This window comes from Streptomyces sp. NRRL F-2664 (assembly GCF_000719345.1).
Taxonomy (GTDB): Bacteria; Actinomycetota; Actinomycetes; order Streptomycetales; family Streptomycetaceae; genus Streptomyces.
The window spans coordinates 45400-69537 of the sequence record NZ_JOFX01000012.1; the positions used below are offsets into that span (position 1 = coordinate 45400).

Below are 24138 nucleotides of genomic sequence, written 5' to 3' on the forward strand. Positions count from 1 at the left end.
ATTTGATGTACCGATTAAGCGCAGCCGGACCGGTGGCGCGGCAAGCCGAAAAAGCTGCCGTTCAGGTATTTCCCGTCGGGAGCCTAGGGCTCCAGGACCGTGTCGGCGATGAATGCGAGGAGTTCGGGGACCAAGGCGGGCTCGAAGAGGTAGAAATGCCCGCTGGGGTAGACGCGCAGATCGAACGCGGCATCGGTGTGGGCGCCCCAGGTCTCCATCTCGGCGCGCGGCGCCCTGCTGTCGCAGGCGCCGACGAGGGCGGTGAGGGGCACGTCGAGGCGGGCGTCGACAGGCATGGCGTGCCGCTCCCAGAGCGTGAAGTCGTCCATGACGGGCGGCAGCAGCGCCTCCATGGCGTCCTCGTCCTCGGCGAGTTCCTCGTCGAAGCCGCCCAGGCGCAGCACCTCGGCCCGGAACTCCTCGTCGGAGAGGCCGTGCAGCTGGGGACGGTCACGGAAGGGCACGGGCGAGGCCTGTCCGGAGACGAACAGGTGGGCGGGTCGGGGGCCGCCCCGGGCCTGCAGGGCCAGGGCCAGCTCGAAGGCCAGCAGGGCGCCGCAGGAGTGGCCGAAGAAGGAGAAGGGGCCGTCCAGTACGGGCCGCAGGGCTTGGGCCAGCGCCCGTACGAGGGGGCCGACCTCGGTGGCGGGGTCCTCCAGGATCCGGTTCTGCCGGCCGGGCAGCTGAACGGCGACGACCTCGATGTCGGCGGGGAGCCGGTGCACCCAGTCGCCGAAGGCGCCGGCGCCCCCTCCGGCCTGGGGGAAGCAGACGAGCTGGTGGCGGTGCCCGGGGCGGCGGGCCCGCCAGACGAAGGGGCTTTCGACGACGAGTCCGGCGGTGGTTTCCGTTGCGTGGCTCTGCGTCTGCATGGCCATACCCCTCTGCGTTCGGCGGGCGGAAGCGGGAAGCACGAAGAGGGAAACGGAATAGGGAATGCGGTGCCGGATGTGGGCGGCACGGGGTCTGACAGGAATCAGCCGTGAAATTGTTTCCCCGCTCTTCGGGATTGATCGTAGGAGTGGCCCGTGGGCGGGGCAAGGAATGCCCGCACAGCTCTGCCGGGTGGGCACTGGCGAGCGATTCCTCCTTGCGTTTGCGTTCCCTTCCGGCCATCGTGTCCCGTTGCTTTTCGGGTCCCGCTGCTTTTCGGTCTCCCGCGTCCTTTCGGTGTCCCCGCGGCTTTCCGGTGTCCCGTCGACGGGACGGCCGCAGCACGGAGCAGCACGCAGAACGGGGCCGCCCGGCCTTGCGGCCGGGCGGCCCCGTTCACGTCGTGGTGCGGGCAGGGGGTGCTAGATCTTCGCCTCGCGCTTGAAGGCCGAGCGGGCCCACAGGAAGCCGAGGAGGCTGAGGACGACGCCCCAACCGAGGGCGAGCCAGGCGCTGTTGCCGATCTCGGTGCCCATGAGCAGGCCGCGCAGGGTGTCGGTCATCGGGGTGAAGGGCTGGTACTCGGCGAACCAGCGCAGGCCGACCGGCATGGACTCCGGCGGGACGATGGCACTGCCGAGGAAGGGCAGGAAGGTCAGCGGCATGGGGGCGTTGCTCGCCGCCTCGACGCTGCTGGAGCCGAGGCCGATGGCCGCGGACAGCCAGCTGAGGCCGAAGGCGAGCAGGGCGAGGATGCCCAGGGCGGCGAGCCACTCGACGGCGGTGGCGTTGGGGCGGAAGCCCACCAGGAGGGCGACGCCGATGACCAGGACCAGGCTGATCATGGTCTGGATGACGTTGCCGACGACGTGCCCGGTCAGCACGGAGGACTTCGAGATGGACATGGTCCGGAAGCGGTTGATGATGCCTTCGGTCATGTCGGTGCAGACGGAGACGGCCGTCGAGACGGCGCCGGCGGTGGCGGCCATCAGCAGGATGCCGGGGGCGACGAAGTTGGTGTAGTCGCCGCGGTCGCCGGTACCGCCGCCCGGCAGTTCGATGCCGGCGCCGAGCGCGCCGCCGAAGACGTAGACGAACAGCAGGAGCATCAGGATCGGCATCGCGACGATCGAGATGGTCATCGAGGGGTAGCGCTGGGCGTGCTTGAGGTTGCGGCGCAGCATCGTCATCGAGTCGCGCATCGCGTACGTCGTGCTCATCGCCGGGCCTCCTTCACCGTGTCGGCGGGGCTGGGAACGGTGGTGGCGTGGTGGCGGGAGCCGTCGCCGGTGAGGGCGAGGAAGACGTCGTCCAGGTCGGGCGTGTGGACGGTCAGCGCGTCCGCCTCGACTCCGGCGCTCTCCAGCAGGTCGAGTACGGAGCGGAGCGCCGGGATGCTGCCGTCGCTCGGGATCTGCAGGGTGAGCTTCTCCTCGTCGCGGGCGCCGGGGCCGAGCGCGAGGCGGCGGGCGGCGGCGTCCAGGCTCAGCAGGTCGGAGAACTGGAGGCGGATGTGGCCGCCGGGGATCCGGCGCTTGAGCTCGTCCGCCGTGCCCTCGGCGACGATCTTGCCCTTGTCGAGGACGGCGATCCGGTCGGCGAGCTGGTCGGCCTCCTCCAGGTACTGCGTGGTGAGGAAGATCGTGACGCCCTGGGCGGTGAGCTGCTGGATCAGGTGCCACATGGTGCGGCGGCTGCGGGGGTCGAGGCCGGTGGTCGGCTCGTCGAGGAAGATCAGGCTTGGATTGCCGACGAGGGTCATCGCCAGGTCCAGCTTGCGGCGCATGCCGCCGGAGAAGGTGGAGGCCATCTTGCCGGCCACTTCGGTCAGTTCGAACTGTCGGAGTAACTCGGCGGTGCGGCGCCTGCCCTCCGCCCGGTCGAGGTGGTGCAGGTCCGCCATGAGGAGCATGTTCTCCTCGGCGGTCAGCAGCCCGTCCACCGCGGCGAACTGTCCGGTGACACCGATCTTGGCACGAATCTCGTCCGCGCTCCGCTCCAGCGAGTGGCCCACGACGGTGGCTTCGCCGCCGTCGGCGGAGATGAGCGTCGAGAGGATCTGGACGGTGGTGGTCTTCCCCGCGCCGTTCGGACCGAGGAGCGCGAAGATCGTGCCCGCCTGCACGTGCAGGTCAATCCCGTCGAGTACGAGCTTCTCGCCGTACGACTTGCGCAGGCCGACTGCGCTGATTCCCCTGGGCGGGGCCATCTGTTCGGTCGCGGCACTCATCGTGCCCCCTCCATTTCGTAGCTGTTGCGAGGCAGAGCTCTGACGTCAGGCGCCGTGCGCACGCTGGATGGTGATGTCGCCGAGGCTGGTCCTCGCGTGCACCTTGACGGTCTCCGCGCCCTCGGTGGGGCCTTCGGCGGATCCGAGGGTGCTGTAGACCGTCCCGGACTGGGAGTTGATGTCGAGCCAGGCGGCGGTCCCCTGGCGGATCCCGACTTCGAGGTTGCCGGCTTTAGTCTGGAGCTCGACCGTGCCCCGCGCCACTTCCTCGATGCGTACGTTGCCGTTCGAGCTCTTTGACGTCACGGACCCTTGCGCCCGGCCCACGGTGATGTTTCCATTGGCGACCTTCAGTCGCAGATCGCCGGCCACGTCGTCCAGCCACGTGTTGCCGTTGGAGTTCTTGATGTCGGCGTCGCCGCCGACGGCACGGACCCGGACCTCGCCCGATCCGGTGGTGATGTCGACGTCACCCGCCGCCGAGTCGAGCTGGATGTCGCCGTGGTGGGTCCTGAGCCTCACCGGGCCGGCCTGGTCGAGGCGGATGTAGCCGGCGCTGGTGCGGACCTCGCATTCGCCCAGCCTCCCCTTGCAGGTGATGTCGCCCATCTCCAGGGTCCCCAGGAGGCGCGAGCCCTCGGGCAGCGCTACGTCGACGATGACCGCACCGCGGGCACTGAACAGGCCGCGAGCCTTCGGGGTGCGGACGGTCAGGTTGCCGTCGGTGAAGTCGACCCTGGTCTCCTCGGCGGCGCGCTGGTCGTCCTTGTCGCCGGCGGTGCGGGGGTGGATCTCGACCACCGTCTCGGTGCGGTCCGTGGCGCTGATCCGGGCGACTCCGACCTCGACGTGGATGGTCGCGGTGATGGGTCCCTCGGTCGTGAAAGAAGGCATGGCTGTCCCGTCCTCGTGGGTCTGGTGATCGCCCCCGCTCCGGGGACGTGAAGACGACGCGGGAGTGGTCCGCTCCCGTACGCCGGTGTCGTGCGATGCCTGCCGGTGCCGCCCTGCGATCCCGGCGGCCCGGTCGGCCTAGCTCACCCAGCCGGTGAAGCTCCGCCGGCCGCTGCCGCGTTGCGGTGCCTGCGCCTCGGCCGCCGGCCGTCCCCCGCCGGCCTCCAGGGCGCCGGAGACCGCCCGGACGAGCCACGCGTTGAGGGAAAGGCCCTCGCGCGCCGCGGCCTGCTCGGCGCGCGCCTTGACGTGGCCGGGGAGCCGGAGGTTGATGCGTGCGGTGCCGCCGTCCTCGCCTTCCGGCGCGAGCGGTACGGCGGGCAGGGCGGCGGGGGCTTCGGCGAAGCCGCCCGTCACGAAGGGTTCCTCCTTCGGCGGAGCGGTCACGACGAACTCGGGTTCGAGCCCGCGCAGTCGTACGTCGACCGAGCCGGGAGCGAGCTCCCGTGTGACCTCGCCCATGGCGTCCGACAGGGCGCTCAGGAGGGTGAGTCTGGCTGCCGACTCCAGTGGGGCGGTGATGCGCTCGGCGAGAGCGCGGGCTTCTTCGCCGCCCGCCTCGGCGGCCACCGCGAGTTCGTGCCGAAGACGTGCGACATAGGGGCTGAGGTCCATGTCCTCATCATGACACATGGATGGCGCCATGGCGAGCCAATTTGGCACCACAGTTGTCACCACCCCTGAAATCGCAGGTCAGAAGGAGTGCCACTGCTGAGCCAAAGTGAGCCAGGTGGCACCATTGGCCCATCCGGGCACCACCGGGGCCGCTCAGGTCACCCGTGGCGCCGGTGCCCGGGTCGAGTGCCGATGCCGCCGGTTCCCGGTCGGCGCCGGTGCCGTTCCCGAACCGGCGCCGCCGCTTCCGCACTCCCGGGCATCGCCTGCACTTTCCCCGGCCCCCTCACCCGGGCCACGGGAGGCGGCCGCCGAGCCGACCGCGGCGATATAAGGGAATTCCCGCTCGATGAGCCACCGCGCGCACGGTGATTATCCGGCGAACCGCATAAGAATTCACCGGACCCACGTGACAGGTAACCCCGGGGTCGTCCTGCCGACAGGACGACCCCGCGGCGGCGTGCACCCAATAGGCGGAAGCCGAATAAGGGCGGGGACAGGAGCTTGAGCACCCGCAGGGAAAAGGCACCCTGAGCAGACACCGCCGACCGACCGGCGCCGAGGGCGTATGCGCCCGGTCGGTCAGTCGGCGCTCGGGGCGGGACGCAGTTCCAGCGTGCAGCACTTGGCGCTGCCGCCGGCCTTGAGCAGCTCGGAGAGGTCGACCCCGATCGGTTCGAAACCGCGTTCCGCGAGCTGGGCGGCCAGCCCCCGCGCCTGCTCGGGCAGCACCACGTGCAGGCCGTCGGAGACGGCGTTCAGGCCGAACGCCACCGCGTCGGCCTCCTCGGCCAGGATCGCGTCGGGGTACCGCTCGGCGAGCAGCTCGCGGCTCTCCGGGGAGAAGGCCGCCGGGTAGTACATGATCTCGTCCCGGTCGAGCACCGAGAGCGCGGTGTCGAGGTGGTAGAACCGCGGGTCGACCAGCGTCAGCCCGATGACCGGCCGGCCGAGGAACTCCTGCGCCTCCTGGTGCGAGCGCGGGTCGCTGCGGAACCCGCTGCCCGCCAGCAGGGTGTCGCCGACCAGCAGGAAGTCCCCCTCGCCCTCGTTCACGTACTCCGCCTGCCGGACCTCGCCCCACCCCTGCTGCGTGAACCAGTCCAGGTACGCCGGGGACTCGCCGGTCCGGTAGCTGTGCCGGAACCGGGCCACCAGCACCCGTCCGTCCAGCACGGTCGCGCCGTTGGCGGCGAACACCATGTCCGGCAGGTCGGGCACCGGCTCTATGAGGTCGATCCGGTGCCCCAGCTCCACGAACAGGTCGTGCAGCCGCTTCCACTGGGAAAGGCTGGTCTCCGTCACCGTGGGTTTCGTGGGGTCCATCCACGGATTGATCGAATACCGTACGTCGAAGTAGTGCGGACGACACATCAGATAATGCCGCGGCCTTGCCGTTCGCCCTGATTGGCTCATGGTTTTCCTCGATGCGGAGTCGGTTCACGGATACCTCGTGCCACGATATCCGCGCCGCCGCCCCGCTCAAGAGGAGCGGGTGAACAGGTGGCCAATTTCAGGTTTTTCAGGGCCACAACTCCAGCACCGCGTCCAGGGTGAGCTTCCACATCGGCTCGGCGCCGGTCCCGAACGCCGCGGCGAGCGCGTACCCGACGGCCGCGTCGTACGCCTCGGGCCGCCCGCCCTCCCACTGGGCGCTCACCCGCCCGTCTCCGCTCGACACGAAGAGGCCGAGGACGGCACCGCCGCGCGAGAGCCGGCTGCCGTCGACCGAGACGGGCACGAACCGGTGGTCGCCGACGTCGACCCGGTAGGACCTGCGCGTGAGGAACCCCTTGGCCGGCCGCAGCCCCACCTCCGTCCCGCCGACGTCCATCGCCAGGCGTTCGGGGTCGCGCGTGCCGATCGGCACCTGGACGTCCACCTCCGCGCCGTCGGCCCGCCGCACCCGGACCCGCGGGATACGGTCGCCGTCCACGACGAGCGTCCCCGCCCCGTGGTCGAGTGCGACGGTGACTGTCCCGAACAGCGGGTCCTCCAGCAGCGGGTGGGCGTACGACTCCATGAACGTTCCTCGCTTCGCGCATCGTTGGGGAATGCACCCATTGTCGGCGGCTGAACGGCCCCGTGAGCACCGCGCCGTCCTGCACCGGCTGCGCCCGCCGCCCGGCCGGCCCCGTCCGCACACGGCCTCCTCACCGGCCGGTGCGACTCCCCGTACGGGCGGGCCCGGTCCTCGACGTCCAGCGCCCGCCACCCCCGGACCGGGAGTCCGCGCAGCGCGTGTCGTCCTCCGGCACCCGCAGCCGGCGGAGCGGGCCGTCCCGGTCGTCCGGGGCGCTCACTGCGCGCTCGCGGCGGGACGGGCGACGACCTCCTCGCCCGCCGTCCCGGCCCGGTCCGCGGCCAGACCGCGGAGCATCGCGCCCAGGTCGATCCCGGTGGCGGAGCCCAGCAGTTCCACCCCTTGGGCCACGTTGTCGGTGACCGTCCGGGACAGCTTGGAAGCACCGTCGGTGGAGATGACGGTCATCCTGTCGATGGCGCCCAGCGGTTCGGCGGCCTTGGCGACGATCTGCGGCAGGGCCTCGACCATCATCTGCAGCATGGCCGCCTCCCCGTACGCATCGAAGGCGTCGGCCCGCTTCTGCATGGCCTCGGCCTCCGCCGCGCCCTTCGCGGCGATCGCCGCAGCCTCGGCGTCGCCCTCCAGGCGGACGGCCTCGGCGATGGCGGCCCGGCGTGCCCGCTCGGCCTCGCCGCGCTTGGCGCCCTCGATGGCCTCCGCCTCCGCGAGGGCCTGTCGGCGCTGCTTCTCGCCCTCACCGGTCAGACGGGCGCGCTCGGCCTCCGCCTCGGCTGCCGCGATGCCGGCCAGGCGCTCGCCCTCCGCCTGCTTGACCCGGGCGATGCGCTGCGCCTCCGCCTGCTGTTCCGCCTCGTACCGCTTGGCGTCGGCGGGCTTGCGTACCTGAGTGTCGAGCTGCCGGTCCGTCAGCGCGGCCTGGCGTTCGGCCACCTTCTCCTGCTCGGTGAGGATCTGCTGCTGGCGGTCGGCGTCGGCGAGCGGTCCGGCCGCGCTCGCCCGGGCGGCGGCCGCGTCGGTCTCGGCCTTGATCTCCGCCTGGCGCAGGTGGAGCGTACGCTGCGCGAGCGCGATCTCCTCCTCCGCCTTGAGCCGGGCCTGCTCCGCGGCCCGCCGGGCGTTGGCCTCCGCGATGTCGGCCTCCTGCCGCGCGCGGGCGGCCTCGGGCCGGCCCAGGTCCTCCAGGTACGAGCCCTCGGTGGTGATGTCCTGGATCTGGAAGGCGTCCAGCACGAGGCCCTGCCCGGAGAGGCTGGCCTCCGCCTCCTCGGCGACCTGCCCGGCGAAGGCGGCCCGGTCGCGGATGACGTCCTCCACCGACATGCGGCCGACGATGGCCCGCAGCGCGCCGGAGAGGACCTCCTGGGTGAAGCCGACGATCCCGTCCTGCTGCTGCAGGAAGCGCTGGGCGGCGGCCCTGATGGCGTCCTCGGTCCCGCCGACCTTGACGATGGCCACCCCTTCGAGGTTGGCCTTGATGCCGCGCAGGGTGACCGCGCCCCGCACCGCGACGGGGATGTGCCGGCTGGACAGGTCCAGGCTGTAGCGCTGCTGGACGAAGGGGACGACGAACACGCCGCCGCCGACCACGACCTTCTGGCCGCTGTTGTCGGTGAAGACCTGCCCGGTGGCCGGATCGGTGGACTCCTTCCCGCGGCGGCCGGTGATGATGAACGCCTCACTGGGGCCGGCGACCTTGTACCGGGTGACGACGACGAGGGCCAGCAGGACCAGGAGTACGACGACTCCGACGGCTGCGACGGCGACTGGACTCATGATGATTTCCCCCTGCCTCCCGAAGAGGCATGTCGATGATGGGCCGTGAGCGGACGGGTCACGGACGGACCGGTGCGTCGCGGACGGCCGGACGGGTCAGCGCTCGACGGCGCGGACGGCGACCGAGGTGGCCGACGGGGTCGCCGTCACCCAGACCTCGGCACCGCGTTCCAGCGGTGCGTCGGCGGTGGCGGCGTACTTGACCGGCTGTCCCGCCAGCGACAGCAGCACCTCCCCGTAGCCGGCGTGCGGAATGGCGGTGATCACGCGTCCGGCGACCCCGACCACGTCCGCCCGCTGCGGGGCGCGCCCGCTGCCGTCCCGGAGCAGGGCCCGGCCCAGGCGGTACGTCGCCCAGCCCGTGCCCGCTCCGGCCGCGGCCCCCGCGGCGGCCGCCGCTCCGGGCCCGAGTCCCGTGGACCCGAGCACGATCGCCCCCGTGAAACCGAGCATCGAGACGAAGCCCGCGACCACCGGAAGCGACAGCCACCCGTCGAACAGTCCGCCCAGAGCGCCGTGGAACGCCCCCTCCAGCACTCCGTCGAACACCAGCGCGGCGGCCAGCGCCACGACTCCCCCGATGCCGAGGCCGAGAAACCAGCCCATCGGACACCTCCCCCGTCTGGCCGCCGTTTCCGCCGAACACCGACAGAATGCCGGGGGGCCGTGCCGTCGCACATTGCCTGCCGTCGGCAATCTTTACGCGTCTTTGACGCAGACTGCAGGTACGGCTTGTACTGCTCGCACTGGTCGTACGGCTGCAGCCGAGAGGAGGCCCCCGGTGGAAGCGACCCTGCTCCTCGCCGTTGTCGTCCTGGCGGCCCTGGTGATCCGGACGGCGGTCGAGGAACTGCGGGAACCCGGCCGCGGTCGCGCCCGGTGGGCGTTCCTGAAGGACCGGCGGGCCCTGGCGGCGGGGGCGTTCCTGATGGTCGCGCTCGGCTCGCTGGGCTGGAAGCTGGGCGGCGGCCAGGGCCTGGTCTGGGCCTGCCTGGCCGGCGTCCTGGCCGCCTACGCCACGAACTCGCGCGGGCGCGACACGTAGGGGGACGGGCCGGGGCGCGGGGGCGGGGGCCGGGGCGCGGGGGCGGGGCTCAGCCGCGGGAGCCGGCGGGCCAGCCGAGCAGGCGGGCCCCGATCGCCGCGGTCTGCAGGGTGTAGCGGTGGCGCGGGTCGGCCGGGTCGTGCCGGGTGAGGGTGTGGATGCGCTGCAGTCGGTACGTCAGTGCCCGCACGCTGAGGGACAGCAGGCGGGCGGCCTCGGTCGCCACGCAGCCGGTGTCGAAGTAGGCGTGGAGGGTCTCCAGCAGCGGCCCCGGCCCGCCGCGGGCCCGGCGCAGCGGGCCGAGGGTGCTCTCCACCAGGTCCTCCATGGCCTGCCGGTCGCGGGCCAGGACCGGGTAGACCAGCAGGTCGGCCGCGTACAGCACCGGGCCGTCCAGCGCGATCCGCCCGGCGAGGTCGAGGGCGCCCAGCGCCTCCTCGTACGACTGGACCACCCCGCCCGGTCCGGGACGCGGCCGCCCGACGCCCACCCGGCCCCCGTCGGTCGCCGCGTACGCCCGCTTCGCGAAGTAGGTCAGGACCTCCGGCTGGTCGCCGGACGCCACGCAGACCAGCCGGCCGTCCTTGGTGGCCACCAGGATGTGCCGGTTCCCGAAGCGGGCGAGGACCGCCTCCTCGATGCCGCGGGCCACCGGGTACCCGTCGCCGTAGGGTTCCCGCCCCTCCGCGACGGCCACCGCGTGCGCCTGCGACAGGCGCAGCCCGAAGCGGGCGGCCCGCTCGGCCAGCCGTCCCAGGTCGCTGCGGCCATACAGCAGGTCGTCGATGAACTCCCGCCGCTCGGCCTCCTCCTGGCGCACGGCGTTGCTCTGAGCCCGCTCGTAACCCTCGATGAAGGCGTCCACGGCCTGCTCCACGCCCGCGAACATGTGCACCGCCGGCGCGGGCGCCACCTGCGACTGCGCCTCATGGGCCGCGGCGAGATGGGCGCGTATCAGGAGCCGCAACCGGGCACCGGCCTGCGCCGCCCGCTCCCCCTCCCGGCGGCGCGCCTCCAGTTCGTCGCGCGTGAGCCGGCGGCCCGTCGCGGACGCGTCGCCCAGCATCCGCCGGTAGTCCCCCAGGAACTCCTCCACCACCCGCAGGTCCGCCACCTTTCCCCCCCGATCCGAAGTCCCGCGATCACCCGTCGCGGACCGGACACCAGGGTGTCACGCCAGGTCGGGAACCCGGCCGGGCCGCCCCCGTCCGGGACGTGGCATCCTCACCCATGCCGGTTCGACGGGTCCTCGACGCTGCCGAGCCAGAGCAGGTCCCGGGCCCGGGTCATGGCCACGAAGAGCTGGCTGCGCCACAGCTCCGCGCGCTCCCGCGCCGTCTCCGTGTCCGCCGAGGCGTCCGAGAACACGGCGTCGTGCCGGGGAAGGAAGACGTTCTTGAACTCCAGCCCCTTCGCCCGGCGGTAGGTGCCCAGCTTGACGGCGCCGACGGGACGGCCGTCGTACTGCTCCAACTGGCAGACCGGGACGCCCGCTTCAGTGAGCACGCGCTGGTAGTGGCCGAGGGCCCACTTGGAGGGGCACAGCAGGGCGGTGTCGGCCGCCGCGCCGTCGGGCAGGGCCCGCAACGCGCCCACGAGCTCCCGGTCGTGGGCGTCCACCGTGGGCTCGGTCACCCGTACGACGCTCCCCTCGTGGTAGGTGAGGTCGACGTCGCGGCGCCCCGGCGTGCGCTCCCCGTCGAGGTCCTCGAACGCGTCGTCGGCCACGACGGCGAGAGCCGCGTCCAGGATCTGTTCGCTGTTGCGGTAGTTGGTGCGCAGCACCTGTCCGCGGTCACCGCGGATGTCGATGCCCGCGTCGGCGAGGCGGAAGCCGCCCGGGTACACGGTCTGCTGGCCGTCGCCGACGAGCAGCAGGCCGTTGGGCGCGTCGCCGACGAGCGCGTGCAGGAGCCGCACCCCGACGAGCGTCAGGTCCTGCACCTCGTCCACGACGACTGCGGCGTACGGGGCCGGCCCGCCCTCCGCGGACGCCTCGGCGAGGGCCATGGCCAGCACGTCGTTGAAGTCGTGCACGCCGCGCTCCCGGCGGCGCGCCTCGTACTCCTCGTACAACTCCCACACGGCCTGCCGGTGCGTACGGTGAAGGCCCGCCCTGCGCCGCTTCCTGACGACGACCGCGTAGTCCTCGAAGCGCGTGAGGCCGCGCCCCTTGATGACGTAGTCGATCTCCTCCCGCCAGTAGCCCGGCCCCGGGTCGATCTGCGCCAGCCTGCTCTCGCGTCCGACGTTCTTCCAGGCCAGGCTGAAAGCGGTCTCGGCCTTGCCCCCGCTCAACCGCACCGGTACGCCCCGCGCCTGCAGGAACTCCTGGGCCCAGGAGTGCAGGCTGCGGAAGTCGACCCGGTCGGCGACGGCCGGAGCCATGGTGCGCAGGAAGGTGCTCTGCACGCGGGGCAGGTTGTTGGCGAAGGTGACGTAGAGGATGCGACCGGTCGTACGCCGGGCCAGGTGGGCCGCCCGGTGCAGGGCGACGACGGTCTTGCCGGTCCCGGCCGGCCCGCTGATCCTCGCCGGACCCGCCCAGTTGCGGCGTACGAGTGCCACCTGGTCGGGGTGGAGGAAGGTCATCCACTGCTCGATCGGCGCCTGCCGCGCCCCCTCCAGGGCCGCCTCCCGCAGCCCGTCCAGATCGAACAGCCCGTCGGGAGAGCCCTGGTCCGGCCGCCGGACCCCCTCCTCCAGCGCCAGGCCCTCCCGATCCGGCAGCACCCTCTCCAGATGGTCCGCGATGGCCCGTACCGACTCCGCCCGCAGCCGGCGCGGCTGCGCCACCAGCACCCGCCCGACCTCCTGCTCCCCGAGCACGCGTATCCGCCCGTGCCCGCGGTCGGCGCTCCGCCCGGCCACCACGAGGACCGGCTGGACCGCCACGGGCGACATCCCGAGCGACGCGACGGCGCTCTCGGCAACCTTCGTGGCGGTGAGCAACCCGGCCGCGTCCTCGTCCCGCACCTCGTCGACGACGGCGACGCCGACGACGGACACCCCACCGGGCCCGACCAACACCACGTCCCCGCTCCAGTAACGCCCGCCGAGCATCCGCCACCCGCGCGCGGTCAACACCAGCAACTGCGCCAGCACCCGCCGCTGCCCGTCCCCGACCCCGCCCCACGCCCCTACCTGCCGCCGAGCGTCCTCCCACTGCTCCCGCAGTAACCGCTCCTGCCGCCGCACTTCACCCATGCCGACCCCCCTCATCCACGGAGCGGCGATCATAAGCCGCAATCCCCCCACCCGGGCAGACCGCGTACCCGTCGCCCGCCCGGCGCGAGGCGTGCGCGTGCCCACGAAGTCACCGGTGGAATCGAGTCGACGAGGCCAACCGATGAACTCCCTGCCTCGGCCGCGGACGGTGTCCCGGCGGGACACGTCATCCCTCGGCCAGTAACGGACGACGAGGTGCGCCGGTCAACGCGCCCCTCGCCGTCCATTGCCGCGCATTCGGCCGACAAGCTGCTCGGTGCGTGTACCGGGAACGCCGGTCTGCTGCGCGGCCGCCCGTGCCGTCTCCCGTCAACAGCCCCCCGGAGCCGCCCGGGACAGGCCATCAGCCCCTTCGCGATGGGCTCCAGTATCGCGACGCACTCCACATGATGGGTCATCGTCTATACGTCGGAGAGGTGCACCCTCGGGAAACAGCTGGTCAGAGGCGGTTTACCAACTCCCCGAACGGCCTCGCCCCGGCCCTGGGCGTCATACGAGCGTCACGGGTCACCGCCGCTTCTCCTCTCCGGGCCCGCCACGTACCTGCTCAGAAGACGCGAGAACCCCAAAGGCTGCCGCCATAGAAGTGCCTGATCCAGCGTGCCAACCTTCCGGAATGCCGTGAGCAACCCTGAAGCCTCGGTCCGTATCGTGATTTTCGACCTGCCTGCTTGATCACGCGCTGTCATAAGATGAAAGGGACAATCTCAGCGGCCCGCCGGGCTTCCGCTCCACGTCATGTGGAACCGAAGGACATGCCCCCACCCGCACGAGCTACTCCGTGCTGCCTGGGGGCGATTTCTTGCTGTTCCGTGAGTCCGCGGCGTCCTTGGCCAACCGCACCCGCCTCGAGGGGCGGCTGGCGGAGCTGCTGAGCGAGAACTTCCTCCACAGGAACGGCCACAAGCCGCACGCTGCGGAGGTCCGCTCCTGGGAGCGGAGCATCCCCACGCTCACCCACGCTCTGGTCGAAGCGGGTCTCGGTGAGGTCGAGATGCTGCTGGAGTACGGGCTGCCGCTGACGAGCAAGCGCGCGGACGTGATACTGGCCGGAATGCATCCGGTTTCCGGCGAGCCCTCGTACGTCGTCGTGGAACTCAAGCAGTGGACCGAGGCGCAGCCAGTGGACGAGGATCCGCTGCGGTGCAGCGTCCCCTCCTACCGCGAGCCGGTACTGAACCCCATCGAGCAGGTACGGGGCTACTGCGACTACCTCGTCTCGTTCAACGGGGCTCTCGAGCAGAATCCCGACTCCGTCACCGGAGTGGCCTTCCTGCACAATGCCGTTGAAGCCAGGGTCGCCGGGCTGCGGGAGGTCGAAGAGGACCACCGCGGTCGCATGTACACCGCCGATCAGCGCGGTGCGTTCCTCGACTACCTGCGCTCGCGGCTGGCCGCCAAGCCGGGCGCTGCCGCCGCCGACGACCTCCTGCAGGCCCGGGTGCGGCCGTCCAGGCAGCTGATGGCCGTGGCCGCCGACGAGGTCCGCGACCGGGAGCAGTTCGTGCTGCTGGACGAGCAGCGGCTCGCCTACGAGACGGTGATGGCAGCAGTCCGCAAGGCCCGCCGGTCCAACCGCAAGCAGGTGGTCGTTGTGACCGGCGGGCCCGGGTCCGGCAAGAGCGTGATCGCCCTGTCCGTACTCGGCGACCTGTACCGGCGCGGTGTGTCTGCCCTCCACGCCACCGGCTCGCAGTCGTTCACGAAGACCATGCGCAAGGTCGCGGGCGCCCGCAAGCCCGAGGTCCAGCGTCTGTTCCGCTACTTCAACAGCTTCATGGAGGCCGAGCCCAACGACATCGACGTGCTCGTCTGCGACGAGGCACACCGGCTCCGCAAGACCTCCGCCAACCGCTACACGAAGGCCGCTCTGCGCACCGGACGCCCACAGGTGGCGGAGCTGATCGACGCGGCCCGGGTCCCGGTGTTCCTCCTCGACCAGCACCAGGTGGTGCGTCCCGGCGAGATGGGCACCGTCGAGCAGATCAGGCGGGCCGCAGCCGAGCAGGAAGTGGATTTCACACTGGTGGAGTTGGACAGCCAGTTCCGGTGCGGAGGCAGCGACGCGTACGTGCTCTGGGTGACCAGTCTCCTGAGCCTCGAGGGCGAGGAACCGATCGTGTGGGAACCGGACGGCAAGGTGCAACTGCTGACGGTGGACACCCCGCAGGAACTGGAGGACTTCCTCGGCGACAAACGAGCCCAGGGGTACGGCGCCCGGCTTTCCGCCGGCTACTGCTGGAAGTGGACCACCAAGATCACTCCGGCGATGACGACGCTGCCCGCGGACGTGGTCATCGGCGACTGGTCGAAGCCGTGGAACCTGTACGGGGACCGATCTCTGCTGGGCGCACCGCCGGCTCCGCTCTGGGCAACTGATCCCGCGGGCTTCGGCCAGGTCGGCTGTGTCTACACCGCCCAGGGCTTCGAGTACGACTGGTCGGGCGTGATCATGGGCCCGGACCTGGTCTGGCGGACAGACCGCTGGGTGGTCGACCGCACCGCCTCGAAGGACCCCTCCTTCACGAAGGCGACGCCTGACGAGGACATCGACCGCCTGATCCGCAACACGTACAAGGTACTCCTGACCCGCGGCATGATCGGAACGGTCGTCTACTCGACGGACCCTGAAACACGCGAGAAGCTCCGTTCGCTCATTCCCTGAGCCGCGACCCCGTTCAGCGGATAGCATGATCCCGCTGCGCACCTTCCCGGAGGGTACGAGGCTGCGGTTCATGCGAGAGGCCGAACAGGCTGTCGGTGACGAATGGTTGCGCCCGTCGTGTGGCGACACACGACGCGAGCGTGGCTGCCCGGTAGGGCGCCCCCTGCCATTCCGAACTCACAACCTGGAGTGGCCGTATGACCCCCGTCGAGTGCAAGCCTGCGCGTCGTGAGCGGATTCGCGGAATCCTGATCGACATCGCTGCCGGAGCCGTCTCCAGTCTTCTGGTGACGGCACTGACCGCGGTGGCAGACCTGTTCTTCTGAGCAGGTACGTGGCGGGCCCGGAGAGCCCGCCACCCCACAGCCCGGTCCGCTGTCAGAACAGTCGGAGATCGGAGCCCGACGACTTCCCCCGCTTGCGCTTGTTGCGTCTCCCGTTGGCGCGCGGCAGGTGCGGTGTGCGAGCCTCCTTCGGAAGGTTCAGCCAGGTGGGTCGAAGCCCGTGGATCTCCACCTGACCGACCAGTTTCTTCAGATACCTGCGGGTTTCCTCGTCCGTGGAGTACAGCACCGTCGCACGGCTCGCCCGGGTCAACAGCACGTGGTACGCCTGTCGGACCAGCCGCGCGAAGTCGTCGTCGGCCACGCTCGACGCGCTGACCTTCGGATCCAGCGAACCCGCCACATCAACACGCTTGATGTCCGAATCCGGGCCTTCCTTCCGCTCCTTTCCGCGCTGGAACACCCACTGATCGCCACGGCGCACCATGTCGTCGCCCATGATCACCCCGCACCAGTCCCATTCCAGGCCCTGCGCCGTGTAGACGCAGCCGATCTGGCCGAGGCCCTCGGGGTGTACGGACCAGATGTCCGACGGCGGCACCCCGTCCGCGCAGTAGCTCTCGCTCTTCGCGTTCCACGGCCGGTGCCAGTCCCCGATGCGGACATCGGCCTCCAGGCGTTTCTCCTCGCCCGCGGGCTCCGTCCAGGGCCAGCAGTACCCCGCAACCATGCGCGCGGACGCGCCGGCCCGGGCCTCCGTCAGGATGATCCGTTCGAGCTCCTCCGGGGTCTCCACCACCTCGACGTGCATCAGTCCGTCCGGCCTCCAGGGCTCCGGCTTCTTGTCCGTCACGCCCAGGACTTCGCGCACCCAGCTGATGTACGAGCCACTGCCACCACAGCGGAACTGCTCGCGCAGTCCGTATTCGAGCAGGTCCGCACCGCGGCGCACGGCCGCATCCTTGATCAGCGCGACGGTTCCGACCTCTTTCGGACGCACGGACTGGCCTTCGTCCAGGAAGAACACCGTCAGGCGTGACGCGTCGAGGAGCTCGTCCACCTGCGGTCCCTTCCCCCAGATCTCCCGCTGCTCCGGCGTCCAGAACCGGTTCGTCGAGCGATCCCTCAGTCGATGCGCCTCGTCGCAGATCAGCACGTCCACCGGGGGCGCCGAGGTGTCGACGAAGTTGCTGAAGTAGGTGAAGGTCTCCCTGAACTCCTTGTCCCCGTATCCGACGTGCTCCTGGATTGCCGCGTTGAAGGCCCTGCTCCCGCTGGCGTACTTCACGGTGCGCCCATGCGCCTCGAGCTGTGCCTTGACCTGCAGGCCGATGGCACTCTTGCCGGTGCCGGCGCCGCCTGTGACCAGGAAGACCACACGCCTCTCGTCGGGGACCAGCGCGGGATGCTCCGGGTCGGGCAGCACCTTGGCCGCTGCTTCGAGAATCTGGTCCGCGACCACCTTCTGGCGCCCGCGGAGGACGAAGACGGTGTCATCGCCTCGGGACCAGTTCATCGCATCGAGCAGCGGTGTGTTGCGCAACCCCATAGTCTCCAACATGGTCACGGCCTCGGCCGCGCCGCCCTCGGCGTCGAAGCTCGCCCTGAGGTCATCGAGAAGCTGGGCCCGCCGATCAGCCGTGTACACGCGTGCGTACGCGCCCGTGGGCGAGTCCACACCGATCAGCGGACGCACCGAGTCGTCCGTGGCGTTGTGCAGGTAGGCGAATCCCCCGCACTCGAATTCGGTGTTCCTGAAGGGTCCCCTGTCGCTCGTGAACGCCTCGTAGTACTCACGCAACTGCAGCGCGGGATGCTTCTTCGCCCCCATCCCCGACACGTGCACCCAGTCCGCGGTTGCCTGTTCGATCCTGGTCACCGTCGACCAGCGCTTCAATTCGACGAGTTGCACGGAGGGCCGGTGCTCGTGCGGGTGGCGGCCGACCAATACGACGTCGATCAGCCGGGGTTCCGGGCGGCCGGACTCATCCATGGTGGCGGCGCACTCCACGACCAATTCCACGTTTCCGCGGTCGGCGGCGACCAGATCGTTCGCAAGGCTGATCAGACTCTCCGCCCAGGCCGAGCGCTCCGTGAGCGAGGCGTCTGCGCCGCGGAAGTACCGCCAGCGCGCAGCGAGGTGCGGCACCATGTGGCGGCGCGCATGCAGGGTGAGCAGATCCTGCGCCGAAAGCTTCAGCAGGAGCATGGACACGAGGTGGTTCCCCCAGGGCACGAGTAGCTCGTGCGGGTGGGGGCATGTCCTCGTGGGGAAGCCCGTCGGGCCGCAATCTGTTCGGTGATCTTAGAGAAGGCGTCGGCTGCGACGTGGCACCGCCCCGGCCCGCGGCCGGAACCACGGCCATGGTGGCCGGATCGCACCTGGCCACCGCCCTGCAGCTCCCTGCCCGCTTCGTCGCAGCTGCCCCGGATGCCACTGCCCGCCGTTAGGATCTGCCGAGAGCTTCCCCTCCGCCGGATGGCCGGTCACGGGGCGCCCCATCCAGCGGATCGGCCTCTCTGCGACGGTCGGAAACCCTCGGCAACTGCTCACCTGGCTCCAGGGGTCCGGTGCGGGTAAGCGTCCGGGGCGGGTCGTCGCCCCCGACCTCACCCTGACGCCCGCTGCGGCCCCGACCGCGGCCGCCACGGGCGAGAGTCTTCGGCCGCCGGGCGAGGTGGAATTGGACTACGTAGGGTCCCTCGACAACGCGTCCAAGTTGATCGCGGCCCTGCACCGGGGGGGAGAAGCGGCTGGTGTTCTGCGAGTCCAGGCGCCAGGTGGAGGAGCTAGGAGCAGCCCTGCGGGCACGCGGAGTGACAGTGTTCCTCTCGCACGCCTCCCTCTCGGCCGAGGAAAGAGCCCGTTCGGAACAGGCCTTCGCCGAAGCACGCGACTGCGTCATCGTCTCCACCTCCATACTGGAGCTGGGCATCGACGTGGGCGACCTGGACCGCGTCATCCAGATCGACTCGCGGCGCACTTGCTCCTGGAAGGCCGTCGTCCGCAGCAGTGGGCAGGGGACACGGCCGGGTCGATGTGACGGGTCTTCAGGACGAGCGTCGTTTGAGCGTCAGCATCCCGAAGACTGCATGGGTGCTGCCGGCGAAGGGCGACCGCGTTCCTGCTGAGTCCGCAGGTCAAGCGGCTTGCAGCAGTCTGCGGACCGCTTCACTCCTTGCTTGGCTGGAAACACGTCGAGCAAGGAGTGAAGGCTAAGAAACCGCAGGTCAGGACCCTTCCCGCACCGGCTCAAGGATCGCCACGCACTCGACATGATGGGTCATCGGGAAGAGGTCGAAGACGCGGAGGGTGCGGGGCTTGTAGCCGGCCTCCGCGAAGTACGCCAGGTCGCGGGCCAGGGCTGCCGGGTCGCAGGCCACGTACGCGATGCGGCGGGCCGAGAGGCCGGCGACGTGGCGGACCGTCTGCTTGCCGGCGCCGGCGCGCGGGGGGTCCAGGACGACGAGGTCGCACTCCGTGATGCCGGTCTTCGGGAGGACCGTCTCGACCTTGCCCTGTTCGATGCGGACCCGGGGGAAGTCCGCCAGGTTGTGCCGGGCATCCTCCACGGCGCGCTTCGTGGACTCGATGCCGAGGACGGCGCCCGTCTCGCCCAGGCGTTCGGCCAGCGCGCCCGCGAAGATGCCGACGCCGCAGTACAGGTCGAGGGCCATCTCGCCCTTGCGCGGCATCAGGCCCTGCATGACGGCCTTGATCAGGGTGTCCGCGGCCTGCGGGTGGACCTGCCAGAAGCCGCCCATGCCCACGCGGTACGTACGGCCGTCGGCGCGCTCGCGGACGAAGGGGCGGCCGTGGACCCGGTGGACCCCGCCGTCCTTCTCCTCCACGCGCAGGACGGAGACGGGCTTGTCGAGCTCGACGAGCGGCAGGCGGCCGCCGGGGCGCGGCGTGAGGACGACCTGGCGGTCCTGGGAGCCGGAGGCGGCGATGGCCTCGACGGTGGCCATCTGGGGCCAGTCCTGCTTCTCGATGCCCAGTTCGCTGACGCCCGGCGCCGCGATCATGCAGTGGTCGATCGGCTCGATGTCGTGCGAGCGGTGCTTGCGCAGGCCGACGGTGCCGTCCTCGTCGACGGCGTACTGGACGCGGGTGCGCCACTGCGGCACCTGCCCGGCCGGGAGCTTGTCGCCCTCGGCCGGCATCACGGTGCCGTCCCAGCCGGCCTCCTCCGCGGTGAGGCCGGCGAGCCGCTTCAGCTGCTCGGCGACGACCTCGCCCTTGAGCCGGCGCTGCGCGCCCGGCTTGGCGTGCTGCCAGTCGCAGCCGCCGCACTTGCCGGGGCCGGCGTACGGGCAGGGGGCCTCGACGCGGTCCTTGGAGACGTCGAGCACGGTGATCGCGTCGGCGCGCAGGAAGCGGGAGTCCGTGTCGCCCTCGGTGACCTTCGCGACGACCTTCTCGCCGGGCAGGGTGTGGCGCACGAACAGGACGCGGCCCTCGGCGGTGCGGGCGATGCAGTGGCCGCCGTGCGCGACGGGGCCGACCTCGACCTCGTACTCCTCCCCGACCAGTGACTGCTTCTCGTTCTGCTCCGTCATGGCGGGGAGGCTCCAAGGGATTGGGGAAGACCAAAAAAGGGAAACGGCCGGACGACCGACCCACCAGTTTACGTGGATCCCGTCCGGCCGTTCACCACCCCGTTCAGCCCTTGCCGCTCGGCGCCTTCGGCGGTCGCGGGGTGTCCACCGGGCCGCGTCGGACGGATCCGGGGGCGTTCCAGTCCTGGCGCTTCTTCGCCCGCCGTTTGGCCAGTTCCGAGGATTCCAGCTGGTAGGGCACCGAGGTGACCATCACACCGGGGGTGAAGAGCAGCCGGCCCTTGAGGCGCAGTGCGCTCTGGTTGTGCAGCACGTGCTCCCACCAGCGGCCGACGACGTACTCGGGGATGTACACGCTGACGGCGTCGCGCGGGTTCTCGCTGCGCAGGCCCTTGACGTACTCGACCACGGGGCGGGTGATCTCCCGGTACGGCGAGTCGAGGATCTTGAGCGGGACGTTGATCCCGCGCCGGTCCCACTCCGCGCGCAGTGCCTTGGTCTCGGCGGGGTCGACGCTGATGCTGACCGCTTCCAGGGTGTCGGAGCGGGTGAGCTTGGCGAAGGCGAGGGCGCGCAGGGTGGGCTTGTGCACCTTGGAGACCAGGACGATGGAGTGGACCCGGGAGGGGCGCACGCTGTCGTCGCTGGGGCCGTCGGCGGCGGCGATCTCGGCGGAGACCCGGTCGTAGTGCTTCCGGATCGCGGTCATCGTGCCGTAGAAGATCACCATGCCGAGCAGCGCGACCCAGGCGCCGTGGGTGAACTTGGTGGCCAGGACGACGACCAGGACCATGCCGGTGAAGAAGGCGCCGAAGGTGTTGATCGCCCGGGAGCGGTGCATGCGCCGGCGGGCGGCCACGTCGCGTTCCGTCTTCAGGTGCCGGTTCCAGTGCCGGACCATGCCGATCTGGCTGAGCGTGAAGGACACGAACACGCCGACGATGTAGAGCTGGATCAGTTTCGTGGAGTCGGCGTCGTAGATCCAGACGAGCAGTATGGCCGCGCCGGCGAGGAGCACAATGCCGTTGGAGAAGGCGAGCCGGTCGCCGCGCGTGTGCAGCTGGCGCGGCAGGTAGCGGTCCTGCGCGAGGATCGAGCCGAGCAGCGGGAAGCCGTTGTACGCGGTGTTCGCGGCCAGGAAGAGGACGAGCGCGGTGGCCGTGGCGAGCACGATGAAGAAGATGCTGCCGTGGCCGAAGACGGCTTCGCCGACCTGGGAGATCACCGGGTCCTGGACGTACTCGGGGCCGACCGGGACGCCGTTGTCCAGCAGGTCCACGGCGGGGTTCTCCGCCATCCGCACGTCGGTGGCCATGGCGAGGCCGATGATGCCGCAGAACATGGTGACCGCCAGGCCGCCCATGAGGGCGAGGGTGGTCGCGGCGTTCTTGCTCTTGGGCTTGCGGAAGGCGGGGACGCCGTTGCTGATGGCCTCGACGCCGGTCAGGGCGGCACAGCCGGAGGAGAAGGCGCGCAGCAGCAGGAAGACCATCGCGAAGCCGGCGAGGCCCTTCTGCTCGGGTTCGATCTCGAAGTCCGCCGTCGGCGCCGACATGCTCTCGCCGAGGACGATGCCCTTCCAGGCACCCCAGCCGATCATGATGAAGACGGCGGCGACGAAGACGTAGGTCGGGATCGCGAAGAGCTTGCCGGACTCCTTCACGCCGCGCAGGTTCATCAGCGTCAGCAGAAGGATCATGACGATCGCCGAGAGCACCTTGTGCTCGATCACGAAATGCACCGCGGCGCCGAGGTTCTCGACCCCGGAGGAGATCGACACGGCGACGGTGAGAACGTAGTCGACGAGCAGCGCGCTCGCCACGGTCAGGCCGGCCTGGGGTCCGAGGTTGGTGTTGGCCACCTCGTAGTCGCCGCCACCGCTGGGGTAGGCGTGGACGTTCTGCCGGTAGGAGGCGACCACGGTGAACATCAGCACGACGACCGCGAGGGCGATCCAGGGACTGTACTGGTACGCGGAGACGCCCGCGATCGACAGGACCAGCAGGACCTCGCCCGGGGCGTAGGCCACCGAGGAGAGAGGGTCGGACGCGAAGACGGGAAGGGCGATCCGCTTGGGAAGGAGTGTTTCCCCGAGGCGGTCGCTGCGTAGCGCCCGGCCGATCAGGATCCGTTTGGGCACGTCGGTCAGTTTGGACACGCACAGGATCGTAAGCGTTCGAAAACGGACTGACGAACCCCCACCCCCGCACACCGCAATCCCGCCGCATTTCCTCCCCGAGCGCACCACGGACGCGTCACGGGCGCGCCGCGCGCACCCCGCGGATGTGCCGTGAACGCGCCGCGAACGCGCCGTGGATATGCCGCAGGTGTGCCCCGGAGTGGCCCGGCCGGACCCCGGCCCGTCCCGAGTGGCGAACAAGAGGCCTCACCTGTGACCGCCCGTGTGTAGCTTGGGCCATGGTCTGAGACCCTGTTAAACCAGAGATGCAATGAGGCTGGGAACCAGCGAGTCGCTGACAGCCGGAAGGACGGCCGTGCACATCGTCATCATGGGTTGCGGAAGAGTGGGCTCCGCCCTTGCGCAAACCCTGGAACAGCAGGGTCATACGGTCGCAGTCGTCGACCAGGACCCGACCGCATTCCGCCGGCTCGGCGCCGGTTTCGGCGGCCGCCGCGTCACCGGGGTCGGCTTCGACCAGGACACCCTGCGGGAGGCGGGAATCGAGGACGCGGGTGCGTTCGCCGCCGTCAGCAGTGGTGACAATTCCAACATCATCGCCGCGCGGGTGGCCCGGGAGATGTTCGGCGTCGAGAACGTCGCCGCGCGCATCTACGACCCCAAGCGCGCCGAGGTCTACCAGCGCCTGGGCATCCCCACCGTCGCCACCGTGCGGTGGACCGCCGACCAGATGCTGCGCCGGCTGCTGCCCTCGGGTGCGGAGCCGCTGTGGCGGGACCCGAGCGGCGGCGTCCAGCTCGCCGAGGTGCACACCTCACCCGCCTGGATCGGCCACAAGGTCAGCAAGATCCAGGACGAGACGGGCGTGCGTGTCGCGTTCCTCACCCGGCTCGGCGAGGCGATGCTCCCGACGTCGCAGACCGTGCTGCAGGAGGGCGACCTCGTCCACGTGATGATGCGCACGGACGAGATCGAGAAGGTCGAGGCGGCTTTCGCCGAGGGGCCCGAGGAGGCACACGCATGAGGGTCGCGATCGCCGGGGCGGGCGCGGTGGGCCGCTCCATCGCGGGTGAGCTGCTGGAGAACGGCCACGAGGTGCTCCTGGTCGACAAGGCCCCGACCGCCATCTCGGTGGAGCGGGTGCCGCAGGCGGAGTGGCTGCTGGCCGACGCCTGCGAGATCACCTCGCTGGACGAGGCGGCGCTGCAGCGCTGCAACGTGGTCATCGCGGCGACCGGCGACGACAAGGTGAACCTGGTCGTCTCACTGCTCGCGAAGACCGAGTACGGGGTGCCGCGCGTGGTGGCCCGCGTCAACAACCCGAAGAACGAGTGGCTCTTCAACGAGTCCTGGGGCGTGGACGTCGCCGTCTCCACGCCGCGCCTGATGTCGGCCCTGGTCGAGGAGGCCGTGAGCGTCGGCGACCTGGTACGGCTGCTGCGCTTCAGCCACGGCGACGCGAACCTCGTCGAGCTGACCCTGCCGCCGGACTCCTCGGTCGCGGGTACGCAGATCAGCGAGATCAGCTGGCCCGAGGACACCTCGCTGGTCACCATCATCCGGGGCAACCGGGTCCTCACCCCGCACGGGGAAGAGACCCTGGAGCCGGGCGACGAACTGCTCTTCGTGGCGGCCCAGGCCCGCGAGGAGCAGCTGGAGGACCTCCTCCAGGCCCGCCGCTAGGCGCCCTGCGGGCACGCACGACGGACGCCGGGAGCGGC

General features: G+C 70.7%; 19 protein-coding genes and 1 pseudogene. 6 read left to right on the plus strand and 14 right to left on the minus strand.

Annotated features, from left to right (window positions below):
- Positions 1-83 precede the first annotated feature (83 nt).
- From IF89_RS0113650 to IF89_RS0113690, 9 genes are all read right to left on the minus strand, one after another.
- Entirely contained in the window at positions 84-872 is a 789-nt protein-coding gene (locus tag IF89_RS0113650; protein WP_063831292.1) for a thioesterase II family protein, read from the minus strand.
- Positions 873-1295: 423 nt separating this feature from the next.
- Positions 1296-2093: an ABC transporter permease gene (locus IF89_RS0113655; RefSeq protein WP_030766219.1), complete on the minus strand. Its 798-nt coding sequence runs from the start codon at positions 2091-2093 to the stop codon at positions 1296-1298.
- Positions 2090-3103: an ATP-binding cassette domain-containing protein gene (locus IF89_RS0113660; RefSeq protein WP_030766221.1), complete on the minus strand. Its 1014-nt coding sequence runs from the start codon at positions 3101-3103 to the stop codon at positions 2090-2092. The genes IF89_RS0113655 and IF89_RS0113660 overlap by 4 nt, the downstream gene beginning before the upstream one ends.
- Before the next feature lie 45 nt (positions 3104-3148).
- Complete coding sequence (locus tag IF89_RS0113665; protein WP_030766223.1) at positions 3149-3997, minus strand: DUF4097 family beta strand repeat-containing protein; 849 nt, start codon at positions 3995-3997, stop codon at positions 3149-3151.
- Positions 3998-4135: 138 nt separating this feature from the next.
- Complete coding sequence (locus IF89_RS0113670; protein WP_030766225.1) at positions 4136-4672, minus strand: toxin-antitoxin system HicB family antitoxin; 537 nt, start codon at positions 4670-4672, stop codon at positions 4136-4138.
- Positions 4673-5254: 582 nt separating this feature from the next.
- The gene (gene ddaH / locus IF89_RS0113675; RefSeq protein WP_030766228.1) at positions 5255-6088 is read right to left on the minus strand and encodes a dimethylargininase; all 834 of its coding nucleotides are present in this window, start codon (positions 6086-6088) and stop codon (positions 5255-5257) included.
- A gap of 106 nt (positions 6089-6194) precedes the next feature.
- On the minus strand, positions 6195-6695 hold the full coding sequence (locus tag IF89_RS0113680; RefSeq protein ID WP_030766231.1) for a hypothetical protein: 501 nt from the start codon (positions 6693-6695) through the stop codon (positions 6195-6197).
- A gap of 276 nt (positions 6696-6971) precedes the next feature.
- Complete coding sequence (locus IF89_RS0113685) at positions 6972-8492, minus strand: SPFH domain-containing protein (RefSeq protein WP_030766235.1); 1521 nt, start codon at positions 8490-8492, stop codon at positions 6972-6974.
- Between the two features lie 96 nt (positions 8493-8588).
- Positions 8589-9098, minus strand: a complete 510-nt coding sequence (locus IF89_RS0113690) for a hypothetical protein (RefSeq protein ID WP_030766239.1) — start codon at positions 9096-9098, stop codon at positions 8589-8591.
- Between the two features lie 175 nt (positions 9099-9273).
- Here IF89_RS0113690 and IF89_RS0113695 point away from each other — a divergent pair, with 175 nt between their 5' ends.
- A complete protein-coding gene (locus IF89_RS0113695; protein WP_030766241.1) occupies positions 9274-9537 on the plus strand; it encodes a hypothetical protein in 264 nt (87 codons plus the stop codon).
- Between the two features lie 49 nt (positions 9538-9586).
- On the opposite strand, the gene IF89_RS0113700 is transcribed toward IF89_RS0113695, so the two are convergent.
- Both IF89_RS0113700 and IF89_RS0113705 read right to left on the minus strand, forming a co-directional pair.
- The gene (locus IF89_RS0113700; RefSeq protein WP_051807066.1) at positions 9587-10603 is read right to left on the minus strand and encodes a PucR family transcriptional regulator; all 1017 of its coding nucleotides are present in this window, start codon (positions 10601-10603) and stop codon (positions 9587-9589) included.
- A gap of 158 nt (positions 10604-10761) precedes the next feature.
- Positions 10762-12744, minus strand: a complete 1983-nt coding sequence (locus IF89_RS0113705; protein WP_078628284.1) for a UvrD-helicase domain-containing protein — start codon at positions 12742-12744, stop codon at positions 10762-10764.
- A gap of 823 nt (positions 12745-13567) precedes the next feature.
- Here IF89_RS0113705 and IF89_RS0113710 point away from each other — a divergent pair.
- A complete protein-coding gene (locus IF89_RS0113710) occupies positions 13568-15430 on the plus strand; it encodes a DUF2075 domain-containing protein (RefSeq protein WP_030766249.1) in 1863 nt (620 codons plus the stop codon).
- 197 nt (positions 15431-15627) lie between these two features.
- On the plus strand, positions 15628-15756 hold the full coding sequence (locus IF89_RS47620; protein ID WP_234327755.1) for a DUF6408 family protein: 129 nt from the start codon (positions 15628-15630) through the stop codon (positions 15754-15756).
- A 52-nt stretch (positions 15757-15808) separates the two neighbouring features.
- Here IF89_RS47620 and IF89_RS0113720 read toward each other — a convergent pair whose 3' ends face one another.
- A complete protein-coding gene (locus IF89_RS0113720; protein WP_030766251.1) occupies positions 15809-17923 on the minus strand; it encodes a DUF2075 domain-containing protein in 2115 nt (704 codons plus the stop codon).
- Positions 17924-18200: 277 nt separating this feature from the next.
- Between IF89_RS0113720 and IF89_RS44590 the strand changes: the two are divergent.
- A pseudogene (locus IF89_RS44590) lies at positions 18201-18822 on the plus strand (helicase-related protein); the annotation flags it as partial.
- Positions 18823-18945: 123 nt separating this feature from the next.
- Here IF89_RS44590 and IF89_RS0113725 read toward each other — a convergent pair.
- Both IF89_RS0113725 and IF89_RS0113730 read right to left on the minus strand, forming a co-directional pair.
- A complete protein-coding gene (locus IF89_RS0113725; RefSeq protein ID WP_030766254.1) occupies positions 18946-20277 on the minus strand; it encodes a class I SAM-dependent RNA methyltransferase in 1332 nt (443 codons plus the stop codon).
- A gap of 103 nt (positions 20278-20380) precedes the next feature.
- Positions 20381-22435: an APC family permease gene (locus tag IF89_RS0113730; RefSeq protein ID WP_030766258.1), complete on the minus strand. Its 2055-nt coding sequence runs from the start codon at positions 22433-22435 to the stop codon at positions 20381-20383.
- Positions 22436-22772: 337 nt separating this feature from the next.
- On the opposite strand from IF89_RS0113730, the gene IF89_RS0113735 reads away from it, so the two are divergent.
- Both IF89_RS0113735 and IF89_RS0113740 read left to right on the plus strand, forming a co-directional pair.
- Positions 22773-23441 (plus strand): potassium channel family protein, encoded by a 669-nt coding sequence (locus IF89_RS0113735; RefSeq protein WP_030766261.1) that lies wholly within the window; start codon positions 22773-22775, stop codon positions 23439-23441.
- On the plus strand, positions 23438-24100 hold the full coding sequence (locus IF89_RS0113740) for a potassium channel family protein (protein ID WP_030766264.1): 663 nt from the start codon (positions 23438-23440) through the stop codon (positions 24098-24100). Before IF89_RS0113735 ends, IF89_RS0113740 begins: the two co-directional genes overlap by 4 nt.
- Positions 24101-24138: the final 38 nt, after the last annotated feature.